General features: G+C 58.4%; 17 protein-coding genes and 1 pseudogene. 12 read left to right on the top strand and 6 right to left on the bottom strand.

The genetic code is table 11. From position 1 onward, the window contains the following. Positions 1 to 335 precede the first annotated feature (335 nt). Positions 336 to 1,859 carry a transposase gene (locus tag AFERRID_RS12615; protein WP_226833168.1) on the top strand — a complete coding sequence of 508 codons (1,524 nt, stop codon included), beginning with the start codon at positions 336 to 338 and terminating at the stop codon, positions 1,857 to 1,859. A gap of 302 nt (positions 1,860 to 2,161) precedes the next feature. On the opposite strand, the gene AFERRID_RS15760 is transcribed toward AFERRID_RS12615, so the two are convergent. Both AFERRID_RS15760 and AFERRID_RS12605 read right to left on the bottom strand, forming a co-directional pair. Beyond that, positions 2,162 to 2,347 (bottom strand): addiction module antidote protein, encoded by a 186-nt coding sequence (locus AFERRID_RS15760; protein WP_226832983.1) that lies wholly within the window; start codon positions 2,345 to 2,347, stop codon positions 2,162 to 2,164. Positions 2,348 to 2,452: 105 nt separating this feature from the next. Then, complete coding sequence (locus tag AFERRID_RS12605; RefSeq protein ID WP_009567290.1) at positions 2,453 to 2,896, bottom strand: type II toxin-antitoxin system HicB family antitoxin; 444 nt, start codon at positions 2,894 to 2,896, stop codon at positions 2,453 to 2,455. Between the two features lie 500 nt (positions 2,897 to 3,396). On the opposite strand from AFERRID_RS12605, the gene AFERRID_RS12595 reads away from it, so the two are divergent. Genes AFERRID_RS12595 through AFERRID_RS12585 form a run of 3 tightly spaced genes read left to right on the top strand, consistent with a single transcriptional unit; the run spans position 3,397 to position 5,224 of the window. Further along, positions 3,397 to 4,707 (top strand): conjugal transfer protein TraB, encoded by a 1,311-nt coding sequence (locus AFERRID_RS12595; RefSeq protein WP_126605347.1) that lies wholly within the window; start codon positions 3,397 to 3,399, stop codon positions 4,705 to 4,707. A gap of 48 nt (positions 4,708 to 4,755) precedes the next feature. Further along, entirely contained in the window at positions 4,756 to 5,049 is a 294-nt protein-coding gene (locus AFERRID_RS12590) for a hypothetical protein (RefSeq protein ID WP_126605346.1), read from the top strand. Then, positions 5,012 to 5,224: a hypothetical protein gene (locus tag AFERRID_RS12585; protein WP_080513196.1), complete on the top strand. Its 213-nt coding sequence runs from the start codon at positions 5,012 to 5,014 to the stop codon at positions 5,222 to 5,224. Before AFERRID_RS12590 ends, AFERRID_RS12585 begins: the two co-directional genes overlap by 38 nt. Positions 5,225 to 5,231: 7 nt before the next feature. On the opposite strand, the gene AFERRID_RS12580 is transcribed toward AFERRID_RS12585, so the two are convergent. Both AFERRID_RS12580 and AFERRID_RS12575 read right to left on the bottom strand, forming a co-directional pair. Then, positions 5,232 to 5,573, bottom strand: a complete 342-nt coding sequence (locus AFERRID_RS12580) for an HVO_A0114 family putative DNA-binding protein (protein ID WP_009566058.1) — start codon at positions 5,571 to 5,573, stop codon at positions 5,232 to 5,234. Next, positions 5,554 to 5,937, bottom strand: coding sequence for a toxin-antitoxin system TumE family protein (locus AFERRID_RS12575; RefSeq protein ID WP_226832986.1), 384 nt, complete (start codon positions 5,935 to 5,937; stop codon positions 5,554 to 5,556). The genes AFERRID_RS12580 and AFERRID_RS12575 overlap by 20 nt, the downstream gene beginning before the upstream one ends. On the opposite strand from AFERRID_RS12575, the gene AFERRID_RS12570 reads away from it, so the two are divergent. After that, positions 5,921 to 6,511: a S26 family signal peptidase gene (locus AFERRID_RS12570; RefSeq protein WP_226832984.1), complete on the top strand. Its 591-nt coding sequence runs from the start codon at positions 5,921 to 5,923 to the stop codon at positions 6,509 to 6,511. The two genes, AFERRID_RS12575 and AFERRID_RS12570, sit on opposite strands and share 17 nt — an antisense overlap. 126 nt (positions 6,512 to 6,637) lie before the next feature. Here AFERRID_RS12570 and AFERRID_RS12565 read toward each other — a convergent pair whose 3' ends face one another. Further along, positions 6,638 to 9,775, bottom strand: a complete 3,138-nt coding sequence (locus AFERRID_RS12565; protein ID WP_226832985.1) for an EAL domain-containing protein — start codon at positions 9,773 to 9,775, stop codon at positions 6,638 to 6,640. Positions 9,776 to 10,027: 252 nt separating this feature from the next. Here AFERRID_RS12565 and AFERRID_RS12560 point away from each other — a divergent pair, with 252 nt between their 5' ends. Next, a complete protein-coding gene (locus tag AFERRID_RS12560; protein ID WP_009563486.1) occupies positions 10,028 to 11,026 on the top strand; it encodes an aldo/keto reductase in 999 nt (332 codons plus the stop codon). A gap of 10 nt (positions 11,027 to 11,036) precedes the next feature. On the opposite strand, the gene AFERRID_RS12555 is transcribed toward AFERRID_RS12560, so the two are convergent. Beyond that, positions 11,037 to 11,405, bottom strand: a complete 369-nt coding sequence (locus AFERRID_RS12555; protein WP_009563487.1) for a cytochrome P460 family protein — start codon at positions 11,403 to 11,405, stop codon at positions 11,037 to 11,039. Positions 11,406 to 11,534: 129 nt separating this feature from the next. Between AFERRID_RS12555 and AFERRID_RS12550 the strand changes: the two genes are divergently transcribed. From AFERRID_RS12550 to gmtY, 6 genes and pseudogenes are all read left to right on the top strand, one after another. Next, positions 11,535 to 11,975, top strand: a complete 441-nt coding sequence (locus AFERRID_RS12550; protein ID WP_009563488.1) for a hypothetical protein — start codon at positions 11,535 to 11,537, stop codon at positions 11,973 to 11,975. Continuing rightward, positions 11,954 to 12,724 carry a ParA family protein gene (locus AFERRID_RS12545; protein WP_126605345.1) on the top strand — a complete coding sequence of 257 codons (771 nt, stop codon included), beginning with the start codon at positions 11,954 to 11,956 and terminating at the stop codon, positions 12,722 to 12,724. Before AFERRID_RS12550 ends, AFERRID_RS12545 begins: the two co-directional genes overlap by 22 nt. A 1-nt stretch (position 12,725) precedes the next feature. Next, positions 12,726 to 13,970 carry a ParB/RepB/Spo0J family partition protein gene (locus tag AFERRID_RS12540; RefSeq protein ID WP_126605344.1) on the top strand — a complete coding sequence of 415 codons (1,245 nt, stop codon included), beginning with the start codon at positions 12,726 to 12,728 and terminating at the stop codon, positions 13,968 to 13,970. An 83-nt stretch (positions 13,971 to 14,053) separates the two neighbouring features. After that, a complete protein-coding gene (locus AFERRID_RS12535; protein WP_012607192.1) occupies positions 14,054 to 14,311 on the top strand; it encodes a hypothetical protein in 258 nt (85 codons plus the stop codon). Between the two features lie 327 nt (positions 14,312 to 14,638). Further along, positions 14,639 to 15,001 (top strand): annotated as a pseudogene (locus AFERRID_RS12530) (phospholipase D-like domain-containing protein); the annotation flags it as partial. A 189-nt stretch (positions 15,002 to 15,190) separates the two neighbouring features. Further along, positions 15,191 to 16,576, top strand: a complete 1,386-nt coding sequence (gene gmtY / locus AFERRID_RS12525) for a gamma-mobile-trio recombinase GmtY (RefSeq protein WP_226833053.1) — start codon at positions 15,191 to 15,193, stop codon at positions 16,574 to 16,576. Position 16,577: the final 1 nt, after the last annotated feature.

Raw genomic sequence — 16,577 nt, 5'->3', positions numbered from 1 at the left:
CGCCCTATTATCGGCTAATAAAATTATCTTCCCAGAAAACACTGCCCAAAAGAATCGTCTACCGGGTAGACGAAAACGCCCAAAAAAGCGTCTACCGAAAAAAAAGCGGAACGCAAGATAAAGAAGGGGTCATGTGGGCGTTTTCCGGGAAGACGGAACCGTTTTCCGGGAAAACGTGGCCCGCGTGACCGTCTACCCGGTAGACGATCGCCCGCCCCGCTGCCCTGCCCTGTCCCCCAAAAAACAACTGAACCTAAATTCGGCAGTTACCCCTGCTGATTTGGCAGGATTCCTCTGATAGGATTGATTTTTCCCCTGTGTTGGAGGCTCACCCAATGGGTGAACGCACTAAGCGGCCCCAAAAGCCCATTCCTGAGGCTATACAGAGCATGATTGTGGATACGATGGGCGGTCGTGTTCAGGTATCCTGGGATAAGGAATCGGCAGCCACTCCCTTTGGCCAGTTGGTGTTCTTTGCCGAGTTTCAGAAAGTCAGTGGTTTGTTTGATGCTTGGGTAGAAGAATGTCCCTTGATCTATAACAGCCCCAACGCACCCAAGAAGCGCGATGTATTGGGCACTTGGGATCTCTCCATACTGGCGGGTCACCGACGCTATGCACATGTCACTGGATTACGCAGTGATGGTGTCAGTCCGCAGATTCTGGGGATGAGCAAGATCGTCAGCGAAGACGCCCTGCGCCGGGCGCTGGGTAAAATCCCCGAAGGCGAAGGCACCGAATGGATGCGCAAGCACTTGTTCAAAAGCGCAAAGGCAGCCTGTGACACGCCTTGGATTCTTGATATCGACACCACCATCAAAACGTTATTCGGGCATCAGCAAGGGGCTGAAGTAGGCTACAATCCGCACAAACCGGGGCGTCCATCCCATGCCTATCATGCGTACTGGGTCGGTAATCTGCGGCTATTGCTGGATGTAGAAGTGACAGCCGGCAACACCACGGCCTCCAACCATGCCCAACCGGGGCTGAACCGCGTACTGGACACCCTGAGTGCCGAACAGCGTCCTTATCTGGTCCGTGGCGACTGTGGCTTTGGCAATGATGCGGTTATCCGCGAGATGGAAGCGCGGCAGCAGTCCTATCTCTTCAAATTGCGTCAATCGCCCCGGGTCAAGCGCCTGTTACAGCGGGAATTTACCCGCCGTGACTGGGCGGATGCAGGACAAGGCTGGGAAGGCCGCGAAGACACGATTCAACTGGCCGGGTGGCAGCAGAGCCGCCGGGTAGTCATTCTCCGTCGCCTACTCAAAGACCATCTAATCGCCACCCAGGAACATCAAGGCCAGCTGGAATTTGCTTTCGTGGACCGTCGCCAGACCAAGGTCTACGAATACGCCGTACTGGTGACGGATATCCAAGAAGGCATTCTGAGTATCGCGCAGTTGTACCGCGACCGGGCCGATGCGGAGAACGGTTTTGACGAACTCAAGAACCAGTGGGGATGGGGCGGGTACACCACTCGTGATCTGGCCCGTTGTCGGCTCTCCGCGCGTGCCGTGGGGCTGGTCTACAACTGGTGGAGCTGGTATTCCCGACTGGCTTTTCCGGGGTCACGGAGAGAAGCCATCACCAGTCGTCCATTGCTGCTCTCCGCTATAGGTCGCAGCACCAAACACGCTGGACAGATTCATCTTTTTCTGACACCCATGCATGCCGCGCAGAAAAAGGTGGAGCGCGGAATTGAGAATATCCGTAGAGGGTTGCGGATAGTTCGGGAGACTGCGGAGCAGTTCCTGGAACACCAGCCCTGGGACCTCCTCGTGAGCTACATCGTTGCGCAAATTACGCGATCACCATGGTCACCGCCGGGGACTTTTCCGGCACTTGCCGGACCTTAACTGCTTTTTTTAGGCTGAAGCGCACAATGCGTGGAACGATGCTTGTCAGGAAGATCTCTTCGCTCGATCCCTGTTGCAGCAGTCCTGGTTGTCGTGCGGTGATGGCACACCGGAGCTATCCAGGCTCAGAAAACGGTCGATACTGGCGAGCATAGTCTAATAGTCGGTGGCTTTACCGATATGGTTGGCCATCATCGGCCCTGAGGGCCCGGTTTTGCCGTAAGTTCAATCCCCAGGACCTTTATGACTGCTAGCGTGGTCTTGGGCGTCGGATGGCCGCGTTCGCTGAATGAGCGGTACAACTATTCACGCGAAAGACCAGTTTCCCCAGCGATCTGAGCCATTCCCTTGGCGCGGGCCACGACGCCCAGCGCGTGCGCAATGTAGCCGGCGTCTGCAGATTCAAACGTACCGGCGATGAAGGCTGCGATGGCGGCGTCTGATGTCAGCCCTTCGGCAGGGTCAAAAGTAGGCAATTTTTCACTCATGGTCATTCACTCCATTCAGCAGCCAGGCGCTTCGCCGCCTTGATGTCCTTCTCTTGCGTGCGCTGTCTACCCGGTAGACATGGCGGGCTGCTTCTTGGCGCTGCGTTAAGCCGCAACCATCGTTTGCCGCTGATCCTCGATGATGATGCCCGCGCCCAGGACGGCCAGCGCCGCGATAACCCTATCCATGCGCGATGCGTGGTCCATATCCACCAGACGACGGATGGCTCCTTCAGATAGGTGAAGGCGTCGCGCCAGTTCCGTATTGTTGACGCCTTCTGATTGCATCGCTGATCTCAATGCCAACTTGGCCGCTACCAGCGCCGCTACTGGCACCAGGTATTCGCCTTGTGCGGGGGTGGAGGGTGAGGGAACATCTTGCTGGTCCAGCACGTAACCTGCCAGTGCCGCGCCCAGCGCATCGCTCATGGCTTGCAACGCCTCGCTTTCGGTGGCGCCGCTGGTGATGGCTTCGGGAACATCACGAGAGGTAGCGAGGAACTCACCATCCTCGTCCTTTACCAGCGTTACAGGGTAAACATATCGCATATTAAACTCCTTTATAGATCATCCGGACTAATGCCCAGTTGCAGACACATTGCTTTTAGCAAACCTATGCCGATTTCTTTCTTGCGGTCTTTGAGCGTGGTGAACCTGGTCCCGTAGTAGAGGCGTCCATGGCTACCATGGCCGTGGCGCCTATCGAACCGCACCGGTTGTCCGGTTTTCTGACCTAACCGCTTCACACGCTTTTCAAACTCCGACCCGGTCATCGAGCACATCCATTCCATTACGATGTGTTCATTATCGTACGTATATGTACGAACAGCAAGTGTCCGCCTTGTCTAAAACCCCACCGCCTTGCAGACAGGTTCTGTCACTGCGATAGGACAAGTGCCGTGGATTTTGGCGCCTCGCTTGGACAAGACCTGCCGCTTTGAACATATGCCCGCGCATTCCCCTTCCTGGCCCGTAGGCCAGGAGGGGGGCACGGTTTCCTATCGTCTACCCGATAGACGATCTGCCCCGCCATTGATCTATACCTGCTCATGCAGAGCAAATACGTACTCGTTTCCGTCTACCCGGTAGACGATTCGCGGAGAAAGTCCGCTCCCGTCTCCAGATTCGCCATTCCGGCACTCCTGGGTGCCCTGGTTGGCGCCCTGGCCTGGCCTCATGCCATCTGGCTTGCCCCACTGGCGTTGCTGCTTCTGCCCATCGTGAACAAGCGGCACTGGTTGCACCCGTTTCTGCTGATGCTTGGTTACCACCTGGCGACGACCTACGGCCTCATCAAAGGCATGTCGGTTTTCTTCCTACACGCCGGGCTGTTTCTCGGTATTGGGTTCTGGTCGCTGTCATCTCTGGCCTTTGCCCTGCCCTATCTGGCGTACCCGTACATTACTCTGTATTTCCATGGCGGCAGCCCTGCAGGCGGCAGCCTTGCTGGCGGCGGTTTTGGCGCGGTCACGGCCACCGTCATCACATCCGCCATATCCACGATCTTCCCGCCTTTGGGAATCATCGGCTGGACTTCCCCCTGGCTCGGCGCCGTCGCCGCAGGCCCAACCGGCATCCTGCTGACCATTCTCGGGATCTTCGCTCTGGGGCGCTTGACGCGGAAGAATCAAGAGATCTTGGCCCGTCCGCTGGTGGTTGGATTCGTTGTCGTCGCTCTTTGGCTTTTGCCTTTTGCTTTCCCTTCCCTGAATGCCATGATGGGGCACCCGCTGCCCACGGCACCCACTGGCTGGGTGGGCAGCGATACCCACCTGGGCCGCCTGCGTTCCAATCTTTCCTATGTCGATGCATCCATGAAACTGGCTCCGAAGGTCCTGGCGGATCTGCGCTCTGGCGACAAGGTGGTGTTACTCCCGGAAACCGTGGCGGGCCCCTGGCTGCCGGGCACCCGGGCCATTTGGCGCCCGGTCATCCGCTGGACGGCGCGACATCCAGAACCAATCGTGTTGCTCGGGGCCGATGTGCCCTTTGCCAAGGGTTACCTGGATGCCCTGGTGAAGATCCAGGATGGCCATCAGACGGTACTGCCCGATCATATCCCTGTGCCGTTCTCGATGTGGCACCCGTGGCGCCCCCAGGGTAGTTTCCGGATGGCCCCGTTTTCCCGAAAACCGGAAACCACGGAGATGGACGGCAAAAAGGTCGGCTATCTCATCTGCTATGAGCAACTGCTGATGTGGCCGGCCCTCGTTCTATACCCGCATGGGATACAAATCCTGTTGGCACCGGCCAATGACTGGTGGGCGCGGGGGACGGATATCCCGGCCATCCAGAGAGTGTCGGCAAAGGCCTGGGCTGCGTTCTTCAGCGTGCCGGTATTGTTCGCGGTGAATCAATGATGGGGGGAACGGATGAAGAGGCCTGATCATATGAAGGCAGGGGTTTCCATGGGAAACCCAACTGATCCCTGCGATCCAATGCTGGCCTGGAAATCCGTTCTGGATTCCCTGGAGGCTAAGGGTCGTGAACGACTCCAGGATCTGCTCAAGACGCACCTGTCCCGTCCCCTCACCGCGCAACAGTGGATTGCCAAATGGGAAAAGGTGCTCTCTGCGGATTATTCGCGGATTCCGGCTGAACAGCACATTGCTACCCTGAAAGCCTCTCTGGAAAAGGCGATCATTGTCCTGAAGGAGCGGGTGCGTGAGCAATCCTCTTCGACAAGTCATCGCTCGGCTTGACCAGAGGCTCATCGCCTTCTTCGAGCGGTCAGGCCCGCGCAAGGTGGCCGAAGCCCTGCTTTGGGGGGCCACCCAGTTCGAGCGGCTATTCTTCTTCCCCTTTCGGCCATTCACGGCGCCTGCGCGTTTCTTTCTGGACCAGCGCGCCAAAGCGCATGGCGGAAAAAGCCGATGAATATAACTCAACCTGCCTTGAGCAGAAAATTCACATGCACGGCATCGTATGGAAATACAAAGCCATTGTCCTGCCGTTCGATGAGTCCTGCGTCCAGCAACGCATGGACATCCAGATGTACGGACTTTACGTCGCGCCCGACCCGCCGGGCGATCTCGCGTAGCGCCAAGGGGCCCGCAGCCGTCATGACCCTCAGGATCTCCCAGCGCTTGCCAGTCAGAATTTTCCATAGGAGTTCCGGCGATTCAAAGCTGATATGCGGCTGTGAACATTCCAATCTTTCCATCGCCTGCACGGCATCGTCCAGGGTATCCCGGAGGGATCGAATATCAATCGTCAGCATGCTCATCACTCCACCTCCTTATCTCTTCAAAGAAGTCGGTCATCAGTTGACGGGGGCTGGAGAAGCGATACGCCTCCTCCCGACCATTTATATGGCGATGATCGCCTTTTCCGGCCTCATTGTCGTATCGCAGCACACATTCCCCACGAATCACGTAAGCAAGCCGGTATTTGTACGAGTGTATGCTGCCGGATATCGGTGCAGGGACGTGCCAAATCATGATTTCCGCGAAAGCCGTCTCCGAGAGGATTACCCGCCGTTGAAACAGTTTTTCCGCTTTCATGGACGAAGCATAGTCGCCCGCCTGGTTGTTGGCAAATACACCAACGCAAATCTTCCGGAGGGACATCGGGTTGAACACACGACTCATCACCATCGCTAAACGCGGATTCTGGTGGATGTTCTGGATCTGGACCGGGCTGATCACCCTGGTCGCGGATGTTGGTCTTTGGATGCAGTACCAGCATCTGGTCTTCAACGACTCGACCTGCGAGCCGGTGGGCCTCTACCAGCTTCTCGGCTCGCCCTATCCTTTGCATGATGGAGAACTGGTCGAAGTCGAGATTCCTGGCCCCTCCCATCACGCCGCCGTCGCGGAGGGCCTGAAGTACCAGTGGTTTCCCGCTGGACAGCCGTGGATCAAAGAGATCGCCGCCATCCCCGGGCAGACCGTGCGGCTTACGAGATCCGGGGTCGGGGTAGATGGGCACACTCTGCCGAACTCCCGGGTGGATCGCTGGACGCCCGGCCACCATCACCGGATTGTCCATTACCCTTTCGGCACCTATCACCTGAAGCGTGGGCAGATCTGGCTCTACGCTCCGGGCAACTATGCCTTTGACTCCAGCTATTATGGCCCGGTCCCGGAGACCAGCATCCTGCAACGAGCGGTTCCCTGGTGGACGATTCCCGGGAGTCAGTTCTGGCTTCGGAACGGTGACTAACCTTGGGAACTAAAGCTGGAGGCCAAAAGATGCTTCGAAAAGTCGCGGAATATAGCGACCGTGCAGATACCGGTGCGGGTCGTCAACTACCCCACCCTGGAGGGCGGAGCTTGTCGCGTATTTTGGTCAATGAGTTGTGATGATGAGCGAGTTCAGCGCTTGGTTTTCCCGTTCCAACTCCGCCCCTTTCTGCTCCGCCCCTTCCCCGTCCCCCGCGTCGTACAGGGCCTTGGCTTCCCGGGCCAGGGCGTGCAGATGGGCATGCCGTGCCAGCAATTGCTGGTAGAAGGCCGCGTCGTCCCCATATTGGAGCCTCCCTTCCCCTTGCAACCATAGTCCCAGATGGCATTGCTGCTCCGCCTCGGGTTCGATGACCAAGGAGGGAAAGGGAGTCTGGTGGCGCAGCGCCTCAATAAATCTTTTAACACGTTGATTATGAATTGAAATCATGCCAGTTGGGGTAGGAGTTGCAGAAAAACCATGATAACGCAAAGGCTTATACTGTCTGATCCAACCCGGGATCGCTTCCGGTGCCATGGGCCGGGCGATGGCATAGCCTTGCAGGCAGTGGCACTGCAAGTGGCCAAGCATGGCGGCGTGTTCGGCCGTTTCCACCCCTTCGGCAATCACTTCCAGGCCCAGGAGTCGGGCGCTGGTGACCACGCCGGAGACGATGGCGTAATCCTTGGGATCGTTGATGATGTCGCGCACGAAGCTCTGATCGATCTTGATGGTCTGCGCGGGCAGCTTCTGCAGATAGGTCAGCGAGGCGTTGCCGGTGCCGAAGTCGTCGAGGGCGATGCGCACTCCCAGGCGGTTGCAGGCCAGCAGGGTTTCCCGCGCCCCGGCGAAATCCAGCAGCGGGGCCGTTTCGGTGATCTCGATCTCGACGGCGGATGGGGGCAGATCCGGATGGGCGTCGAGGGCGGCCCGCAGGTCGGACAGAAAGCGCTGGTCCAGGAGATGGTGGGCGCTGATATTCACCGAGATGCGCAAGGGCATGCCCTGCCGATGCCAAGTCTGGGTCTGGGTCAGAGCCGTGGCAAGCACGAAGCAGCCGATGCGCCGGGTCAGGCGCGGTGCGTCGAGGGCGGCGGCGAAGGCGGCGGGAGGCAGCAGGCCGCGCTCGGGGTGGTCGAGGCGGATCAGGGCCTCCACGCCCACGGGACCATTGCCGATCTCCACCACGGGCTGATAGTGGAGCAGCAGGCGGCCCCGATCGAGCGCATTTTCCGTCATCTTCCGCACCTCCATGGCCTCTTGCTGCAGCTTATCCATCGGCCAGTCGAACCAATGATAGCGATCCCGCCCGGCGGCCTTGGCCGCATAGAGGGCCAGATCCGCATGGCGCAGGAGGTCCTCTGGCAGGCTGTCATCCAGCGGATAGCTGGTCAGGCCGATGCTGGAGGACAGCGGGATCTCCTCGTCTCCCAGATAGAAGGGAGCGCGGAGCACTTCCAGCAGGCGCGTGCAGGCGTCTTCCACCTGTTCCAGGTTCCCGACATCCGGGAGGAGCAGCCCAAACTCGTCGCCGCCCATGCGTGCCAAGGTGTCCCCGGAACGCATTTCCCTACGCAACCTTTGTGCCATTTCCTGCAGCAGCGCGTCGCCGGAGGCATGTCCGAAGTGGTCATTGACCTGCTTGAAGCCGTCCAGGTCCAGGATACCCACCGCCAGCAGGTGCTCATGGCGCAGGGTCTGGGCTCGATCATGGCCCAGCCGGTCCATGAAGAGCACCCGGTTGGGGAGGCCCGTGAGGGCGTCGTGGGTGGCCTGATGGGCCAGTTCGGCGATCAGCCGGCGCTTCTCGGTGACGTCGTGGAAGACCAGGACCACGCCCAACAGTACGCCCTGCCGGTCTCGGATGGGCGCCGCGCTGTCCTCGATGGCGCGTTCCTGGCCGTCCTTGGTGAGGAGCATGGTGTGGTTGGCCAGCCTCACCACCTGGCCCTCTTCCAGAACTCGCCGGACGGGATTGTCCAAATGAGCATGGCTGCCTTCCTGGACAATGCGGAAGACGTCTTCCAGGGGCCTGCCCACGGCTTCCGTCCGGGCATAGCCCATCAACGCTTCGGCGACGACGTTCATGTCCATCACCCGGCCTTCGGTATCGGTGGTGATCACCGCATCCCCGATGGAATGCAGGGTGACTTCCGCCCGCTCCTTCTCCTCCCACAGGGTCTGCTCCGCGCTTTGCCGTTCCCCCTCCCGCTCTCGGCCGACCCTCCGCAGGTAGCCGTAGCCGAAGATGGACAACAGCAGCAGACCGAACGCACCGGCGGCTGGCCCCTCGACGCTATTCCACCAGTCCGCCCACAAAACGGAACGCGGAATGCCCACCCCTGCCACCAGGGGATAGCCTTTGATCCGCTGCACGGCACCCAGGCGCCACTGGTCCACCGCCGTGGACAGGCCATAATAGACGCCCGACGGCAGTTCCGGATGGGCAAGGACATAGCGCGCGGCAATGCCGTGCTGGCGGACGGCGTAGGTGGTCTGGGTGGGCGGCGGAGAACGGCTTTCCAGGAAGCCGTCGTCCCGCAGCAGGAAGATGGACACCCGGGATGGCAGCGGCAGCCCCCGCCAGGACGGCATGCGACCGTCCACGAGCGGCAGCAAGGCGACCAATTGCCGGCTGCCGCCCTTGATCGGAACTACTTGAAAGAGGGGGATCATCCAGAGGCCATGACCGGCCCCGGCGAAAACATCGCGTACCGGAGGGCCAAGGCAGAAGCCCGGGGAATGCAGGCATTGGGCCAGCGCGCTCCGCTGCACCGGATTTAGCCCCAGCCGCCGGGCATTCACCGGGTTATCGAGGGCAAACAGGAGATCGGCGAGGAAATGCCGGCCTCCGCCTGCCGTTAGCACCTGCCCATCGGGTATGCGGGTCCCCACAGCGGCCAGATCCGGCTGCAGCGCGAGATAGTCCCGCAGCATTTTTCCTGCGCCGGGGCCCAGGACCGGCGAACCCGACTCCAATTGCCGCCCCAGCAACACCAGCGAGATCCGGGTGCCATCCAGCATCACCCGCGTCCCCTCCGCCACCGATGCCACCAGCGTCCGAAGGCCGGATATCTCCCAAGACCGGGTTTGCTGCCAGTCGGACCAGGCCAGCCATGCCCCTGCCACCAACACGACCGCCATGAAACCCAGCCAAAGCCGGTGCAGCCAGCGCGGGACATAGGAGTTGTGTCGGGGCGATTGCGGGTGCGAGTGATTCAAACTGCGTCCCTGGACGTTGTCGGTACCATATTTATAAAACATCTAAACGACCGCCACCAGAGCGGGCCGGTATGGGATTCTCCAGCCGATATGAAAGGCGACTATTGCCATGCGAGCTTCCTGGCGAACTTCCACCCCTCCGGAAGCAGCATCGGTGAACCGATCGGGTCACCGCCTGCATGAGAGTGGAAACCATACCGGATCTCCGGATTCGTGTGGACTCTGATCAATCCGCCTTGTGCGGACCTGCCTTCATGGTAGGCTTGTATTGACTGGACCATACAGGAGCAGTACATGGAAACCATTACCATCGGCCATAGCGCCGTTGTCACCTCACGTATCGGCCTCGGCACTTGGGCCATCGGCGGCTGGATGTGGGGCGGCACAGATGAGAAGGAGTCCATTCAAACCATCCAACGCGCCGTAGAGCGCGGCATCACGCTGATCGATACCGCCCCGGTTTACGGTTTCGGACGGTCGGAGGAAATCGTCGGCCGGGCGATTCAGGAAGGCAAACTGCGGGACAAAGTACAGCTTGCCACCAAGCTCGGTCTTGCCTGGAAGGACGGCAAGGTATTTCGCGACAGCCGTCCGACTCGCATCCGTCAGGAAATCGAGGATTCGCTGCACCGCCTGCGCACAGATCGGATCGATCTCTACCAGGTGCACTGGCCGGACTTGGAGACGCCGCTTGAGGAAACCGCCCGAGTGCTGGAGGATCTTTGCCGCGAAGGCAAGATCCTCGCCATCGGAGTCAGCAATTTCACACCAACGCAGATGGACGCTTTCCGCTCCGCTGCCCGGCTGGATGCGCTACAGTCTCCTTATAACCTATTCGAGCGCGGCATCGAGGCGGCCGAACTGCCTTACGCCGAGAAAACCGGCCTCACTGTGCTCGGTTACGGTGCGCTGTGCCGCGGCCTCCTGAGCGGACGAATACAGGCAGATACGAAATTCGAGGGTGATGATCTCCGCCGTATCGACCCGAAATTCCAAGGCGAACGCTTCCCCCATTACCTCCGCGCGGTGGATGAACTGCGCGAACTTGCGCAGCGACGCTATGGCAAATCTGTACTAGCTTTGGCCGTGCGCTGGGTACTGGATCAGGGGCCAACCATTGCGCTTTGGGGCGCGCGCCATCCCGGCCAGATCGATTCGGTGAACGAGGTGGAGGGTTGGAAGTTGGATGCCGACTGCAAGACAGAGATCGAAGCCATCCTTGCGCGCTGTGTACCGAACCCGGTGGGGCCGGAATTCATGGCGCCCCCAGCCAAGCGCCCGGGAATGGTCTGAGCGCACTCCATCACTGCATGACATTCGCGGCATGCGTTTTCAAGAGGTGGGCGTAGACCGGAGAAATCTCTTGTTTTCGGAAAAACGCCTTCCAGGTAGAAACCGGCAGGAGTTGGGTCGGCGGGGGAGCAAAAACCAGATCCTGCTTGCGGCCCATCACATGGCAGGCGATGCAGGATCCCATCTTGCCGTAGGCCAATATCTTCCCCCGAGGATCGTAGGCGGCCATCACCCAATCCCTATCCGCCGAATCATATCCCTTGAGTTTGAGCATTGCCGTGACCCCGGTCGGCTTCTTATCCTTCGCGAAGTTCTCCTTGACCACCAATGCGCCGCCGGGATAGCGATGAACCTTGAGAATACCTCCGGTCTTGGCCATGGCTTCATTGGCCGGCTGGTTGCTGCTCTTGTGGACCCTGGAAAAGCCTTCGTAAATCGTCTACCCGGTAGACGATCTGGCCCAGCGCTGATCTATACCCATTCGTGAAAGGGTCAAGCCGGGAAAAGCATGCTGACACCATCTCTCTTTAACGGTATGCCCTATGCGGGGGAATCGACAGTGATCCCGCTAAAGATGCACCTGTACATCCAGGCTCTGGCCTTCGTTCAGGGGATGACGCTGCGGGCCGTCCATGAGGACTGCGCTTCCCGGTTTCTGGCCGAAAAAGCCTGGGAGAAAGGACTTCGATGGCGGGATGGGCACCCTCCGGCCGTGTCCGGCCCGGAATGGGTGGAAGTACACGTGCGGATTCCGGCGCATCTGGCGGACAACCTGGCAGAGGTCAGCCGCCGCAACGGAGTAGGCCTGCCCGATGTGCTCTATACGATGTTGTATTGGTATTCCTGGATTCTGTATCCGCCACTGCAGGAGCAGGAGCGGCGGAAAACGAAGTTTCGCGCTAGCAAAGCGCGAGAAGAGAGGGAGAGATGCCACAGATCATTACCGTGACCAATCAGAAGGGCGGAGTAGGAAAGACCGCTCTTGCCGTTCACATTGCGGCTTACGCCAGCATGGCGGCGAAGAAAAAGACCCTGCTCGTGGATATGGATGGCCAACGCAACGCCACTTTCATCACTACGGGGGAGCCGAATGGCCGTGGCAAATCGGTATTGGAACTGTGGGATGGGGACACCCGCCTGGAGTTCCAGGATACCCGGTTCGGGGATCTCCAAATCCTGCCAGGCCACCAGCATGTGCATCTGGTGGAAAAGCAGGGATTGAAGTCCGGACAGGAGGCGATGAGCCGTTTGCTCGACATCGATTTCGATGTGGTGGTCATCGACACGCCACCAGCCGCCGGCGTACAGCAGCTGGCCCCGCTCTATCTGGGCGGGTTGTTGGTGGCGCCCGTGGAGCCCGACCTGTTGGCGTTGCAGGGGCTTACTTCGCTGCTCAAGGTTTGGCGGGAGATCGCCTCGCAGGTCGATCTGGGATTGTCCCTGGTCATCAACAAGCGGGTTTTGAACTCCACAAATCAGCAGATGGTCGTGGATGCGATCACCGAGTCAGGTTTCGGTCAGCATGTGCTTCCGGTGCATCTGACCAATCGGCAGATTGTTTCCAACGCCATGAAACAGGGGATGCCCGTCTGGAAGCTGGACCCGAAAGACGCGGCGGCGGCGAAATGGGCCATGGCCTGCAAGATGATTCTGGAAACGGACCGGGTGCCGACGGAAGAAACGGTGAAGGAGGGATAAAATGGCCAAGGTAGATCTTTCAGAGAATCTCTTTGATGAGATGAAGCGCACGCTGGCCGAGATGGCGGGAGATTCCGGCGAGACCGATGCCAAAGCCAATCGTCTACCCGGTAGACGACTTCCGGGCCAGGAAACGGCTCGTGCGGATGAACGGAATGCCGTTGCGGGCGGAACGATCGGCGGCGGAGCCGCTTCGGCGCTCTTTCTGGCGTTGTCGGAGATCGAGCCGGACCCGGAGCAGCCGCGCAAGACGTTTGTGGCATCCGGGGCGCAGGACGCCATCGACAATGATCTGGAACTGCTGAAGGAGAGCATCCTGCAGCATGGGGTATTGCAGCCCATCGCGGTACATCCTGTCGCGTCGGGAAGGTATCGGATCATAGCGGGCGAGCGGCGCTGGAGGGCATCCATGGCTGCCCGGGACAGTGGCCAGCCATGCCGTCGCAAAGGCTATGACCTGTCCCGGATTCCAGCCGTGATATTGGAGCCCGACACAGACGCCGACCGGCTGGAAATGCAGCTGGTCGAAAATCTGGCGCGGGCGGATATGACGCCCGTGGATACGGCGAAGGCCGTAAAGCAGTTGATGGATAGCCTGGACCCCAAGCCGAGCATGGCGGATCTGGGCAAGCGGCTGGGTCGATCCAAGGCATGGGTACATCAGATGCTCTCTCTGGGGAGCGAAGATGCGCAGGCGGTGGCGGAGTATCTGGGCGTGCCGCTGGAGTCCATCGGGCAAACGGACATCAGTCGCATGAAAGGATGGATGAAGGACGAGGACAAGCGCATCGTGCTGGACGCCATCCGTGCCAGCCTGCAGGCCGGGGAAACCCTCTCCCGCGTGCTGGTGGATAGAGAGGAAGATCGCTACGAACAAGGTTTGAGCGGAAAACCGCAGGAGGTAGACATGCAGCAGGAAAATGGGGCCGTGATGGGTTCGGGTTCGCACCCTGCAAGGGCTTTTGATGTCAATGGGGAAGAAGTGGACGTGTCCACGATCGATCTGCGCAGTGTCGATAGCGATGAGGACATCGAGGATGGGGGCGTTGTGGATGAGAACGGAGTGGTCGTCGGAGATCCAGCGGATGGAGCATCCCTGCCGGGAGCATCCCTGCCGAATCAGGTGACGGTGACCCTCCCCCGCCCTTTGTTGGAGCGGGCCTTTGCAAAGGCAGGGCGCGCATTGCCCGGGACGATGAAAACGGTGGAGATCGTTGAGGTGTTGGAATTGGTGTTAAACGAGTGACCGCAAACCGCGACATGAAGGAGCGTGAACGCTTGAGGTTGTTTTACGGTCTCATGTTGGCCTAAACCTAAAGGAGAATAGTTATGTTTGGATTTGGCGAACACAATGATCACGCAAACGTCCAGCAGGTCATCTGCACCTGCGGAACCAATATGGCCTACCAGGGCCCACACGGCCTGCGTATGGGTGGACTGACCGGCATGTTGGGGGCGGGCGCTGCTTTCCTGGGCGGTCAGGTGGCTACCGACGGCGAAGAAGCCTTTGAGAAAAAGCTGGAAGTCGACATTTACGTTTGTCCCCAGTGCCAGGACGTGCGGTTGAAATACCGCAAAGGGCTGTAAATTGGGTATCAGCAAAATTTTCCATGCACCCCAGTATGGGGTGCGGCGGCAGCCAAAAAAAGAACAGGCACCGATTCAGGACGCCACGCAACCCGATGGGTCTATACGAGAAATTAAACAGAACATCGTAAAATCCTGTGGTGGTGCCGAGACGTCCATGGCAGCCGGAACGGGCGGAAGTGGGTTTCATTATCCGCGCGACCTGGCATTGCCAGAAGACCCTGTTCCGGAATGCAGGGTGCCCAGTAAGCCACAGGTCAAAATAGAGGTCCGGAAATCCCGGAAAATACCAACCCAGACACCAAGTCTGGCCTGAGAAGGAAAAATATGCTTTCTATCGAACCACAGGCAGGTCCAGCGCCCATTATCCAGGTCATCCATTCGTCCCGCCGTGAACTGGACGTAGGCGTGTATTATCTGTCCGACCGCAAAATCCTTCGCGCCCTCGCTGCGGCTCACCGTCGTGGGGTGGATGTGCGCGTCATCATCGAGGGCAAGCCCTACGGCATGAAGCCCTGGCAGGTGCGCCGGGAGGAACGGACCATTGCCGCGACCGGCGCACGGTGGAAGGTGGCCCCGCCGCGCTTCACCAGCCACGGCAATGACTACTCGTTTTTCCACTGTAAGTATTGTGCCAATGGGCATGAGGTCGAGATTGGCACGGCAAATTTCGACTGGTCGGCTTTCCACCTTATCCCCCCAAGAAAATATACATAGAAGAGAGATTTCAATAAGTGAGAAGCCCGATGGGAGGTATGAAGCATGCTTGCTTGCCCTTCACCGTCATTCATCTTATTCTACATAGTACATGTTATGCTTGGGGGTGGTTCTGATGTGTTTGATGTCCATGAGGAATGAATATCGTTTTAGACGCCTTACATGAAAGCGATGACCTTCGTCAGCGTAAATGCCAAGATAGTGACTGATACTACTGGGGCGGTCATGGAACTCCCTGTATTGCTGACGCCTGAAGGTGTCTTGGGGCCTTTGTTGGATTACTGCCTTGCACGTAGCCACAATCGCAGCCTTTCCTGGATGAAAAAGGTTGTGCTGGCTGTTACTTTGTTCCTTCGATATGTCAACGCTAATCCAGAAGAACCAAATTCCTATCGTCTTTTCCAGAACTTTGCCCAGCGACTGTATTCAGGGACCTTCGACCTCACTACTGGGTTGGATCCTAGCAACCTTTGCTGGCAGCCCTATTCGATTAATAATGCAGGCGAAATCATACATCGGTTGTCTGAACTTTTTGGTTGGCTAGGTGAAATGCGGCCAGAAGCAGAAAACATCAATCCGAGATACGCTGGGGACGCTTTTGACCGAAAAATGGATGAAATAGCTTACCTTTACCGCCGCGAGAAGGCTTTCCTTGGCCATGGATGGGCTGCAAACCCTGGCCCGTATCAAACAGGGTACAGAACACGCCCTAAAATGATGCCGCGCGTGGCCAAAAGTGAGCCACCAGCTTTTCCTGATAATCGCTTCGAGGAGTTTTTACTCAGAGGGTTCAAGGTGGCTGGCAAACACGATTATCGGGGCATGTTGATCACACTACTACTGCATGGAGGCGGATTGCGGGTGAGTGAACCTTTTCATCTCTACCTCCAAGACGTATTTCCTTCCCCTGAGAATAACAAATCCGCCACAGTTCTTGTCCATCATCCCCATCAAGGATATGCGCCAAGCGATTGGACGGACCAGACCAATAAGGGCCGTACAAGTAATCGAGCTCAGTACCTAGCTAAAAAATATGCATTGGCTCCACGGACGGAAATATTGGGTAGCCAAGGGGCAGGATGGAAAAATCCTCGCCTTGATAATAAATTTTACATGACTATCTATTGGTTTCAGCCGTGGTTTGGAGAATGGTTCAAGGATCTCTGGCTGAGATACCTGGAACAGGTGGCGTGTCTTGACCGTAACCATCCTTTCGCATTCGTAAATCTCTACCGGGAGCCACGGGGATCCATGTACACCATCGACAAGTTTACTAAAGCGCACGGTGCTGCGGTTGAACGTCTAGGGCTTACTGTTCGGAAGCAAGCCGGTACGACCCCCCACGGGCATCGTCATGCATATGGACGGCGGCTCAAAAATGGCGGACTGGATACGCTGCTGATCCAACGTTGCATGCATCACGCTTCCGAGGAAAGCCAAATCGTTTACACGCAAGCAACCATGAGAGAAACACTGATAGCTTTGCGAGATGCTAGTGGGCGCATGCAAGGAACTAGGTCTTCGTTGCAGTACGAAATTGGGTTATAGG

The sequence above is a fragment of the Acidithiobacillus ferridurans genome (assembly GCF_003966655.1).
Classification (GTDB): domain Bacteria; phylum Pseudomonadota; class Gammaproteobacteria; order Acidithiobacillales; family Acidithiobacillaceae; genus Acidithiobacillus; species Acidithiobacillus ferridurans.
Note: the sequence above shows the minus strand (reverse complement) of the source record. Positions and strands in the feature narration are given on the sequence as shown.

Excerpts from the sequence above, each read along its gene's own strand:
- AFERRID_RS12555 (WP_009563487.1), bottom strand. The coding sequence starts at position 11,405 with ATGGCCAAGACCGGAGGTATTCTCAAGGTTCATCGCTATCCCGGCGGC.
- AFERRID_RS12545 (WP_126605345.1), top strand. The coding sequence starts at position 11,954 with ATGCCACAGATCATTACCGTGACCAATCAGAAGGGCGGAGTAGGAAAG.
- AFERRID_RS12615 (WP_226833168.1), top strand. The coding sequence starts at position 336 with ATGGGTGAACGCACTAAGCGGCCCCAAAAGCCCATTCCTGAGGCTATA.
- AFERRID_RS12595 (WP_126605347.1), top strand. The coding sequence starts at position 3,397 with ATGCAGAGCAAATACGTACTCGTTTCCGTCTACCCGGTAGACGATTCG.
- gmtY (WP_226833053.1), top strand. The coding sequence starts at position 15,191 with ATGAAAGCGATGACCTTCGTCAGCGTAAATGCCAAGATAGTGACTGAT.
- AFERRID_RS12550 (WP_009563488.1), top strand. The coding sequence starts at position 11,535 with ATGCTGACACCATCTCTCTTTAACGGTATGCCCTATGCGGGGGAATCG.
- AFERRID_RS12560 (WP_009563486.1), top strand. The coding sequence starts at position 10,028 with ATGGAAACCATTACCATCGGCCATAGCGCCGTTGTCACCTCACGTATC.
- AFERRID_RS12565 (WP_226832985.1), bottom strand. The coding sequence starts at position 9,775 with ATGTTTTATAAATATGGTACCGACAACGTCCAGGGACGCAGTTTGAAT.
- AFERRID_RS12590 (WP_126605346.1), top strand. The coding sequence starts at position 4,756 with ATGGGAAACCCAACTGATCCCTGCGATCCAATGCTGGCCTGGAAATCC.
- AFERRID_RS12540 (WP_126605344.1), top strand. The coding sequence starts at position 12,726 with ATGGCCAAGGTAGATCTTTCAGAGAATCTCTTTGATGAGATGAAGCGC.
- AFERRID_RS12535 (WP_012607192.1), top strand. The coding sequence starts at position 14,054 with ATGTTTGGATTTGGCGAACACAATGATCACGCAAACGTCCAGCAGGTC.
- AFERRID_RS12605 (WP_009567290.1), bottom strand. The coding sequence starts at position 2,896 with ATGCGATATGTTTACCCTGTAACGCTGGTAAAGGACGAGGATGGTGAG.
- AFERRID_RS12580 (WP_009566058.1), bottom strand. The coding sequence starts at position 5,573 with ATGAGCATGCTGACGATTGATATTCGATCCCTCCGGGATACCCTGGAC.
- AFERRID_RS15760 (WP_226832983.1), bottom strand. The coding sequence starts at position 2,347 with ATGAGTGAAAAATTGCCTACTTTTGACCCTGCCGAAGGGCTGACATCA.
- AFERRID_RS12575 (WP_226832986.1), bottom strand. The coding sequence starts at position 5,937 with ATGAGTCGTGTGTTCAACCCGATGTCCCTCCGGAAGATTTGCGTTGGT.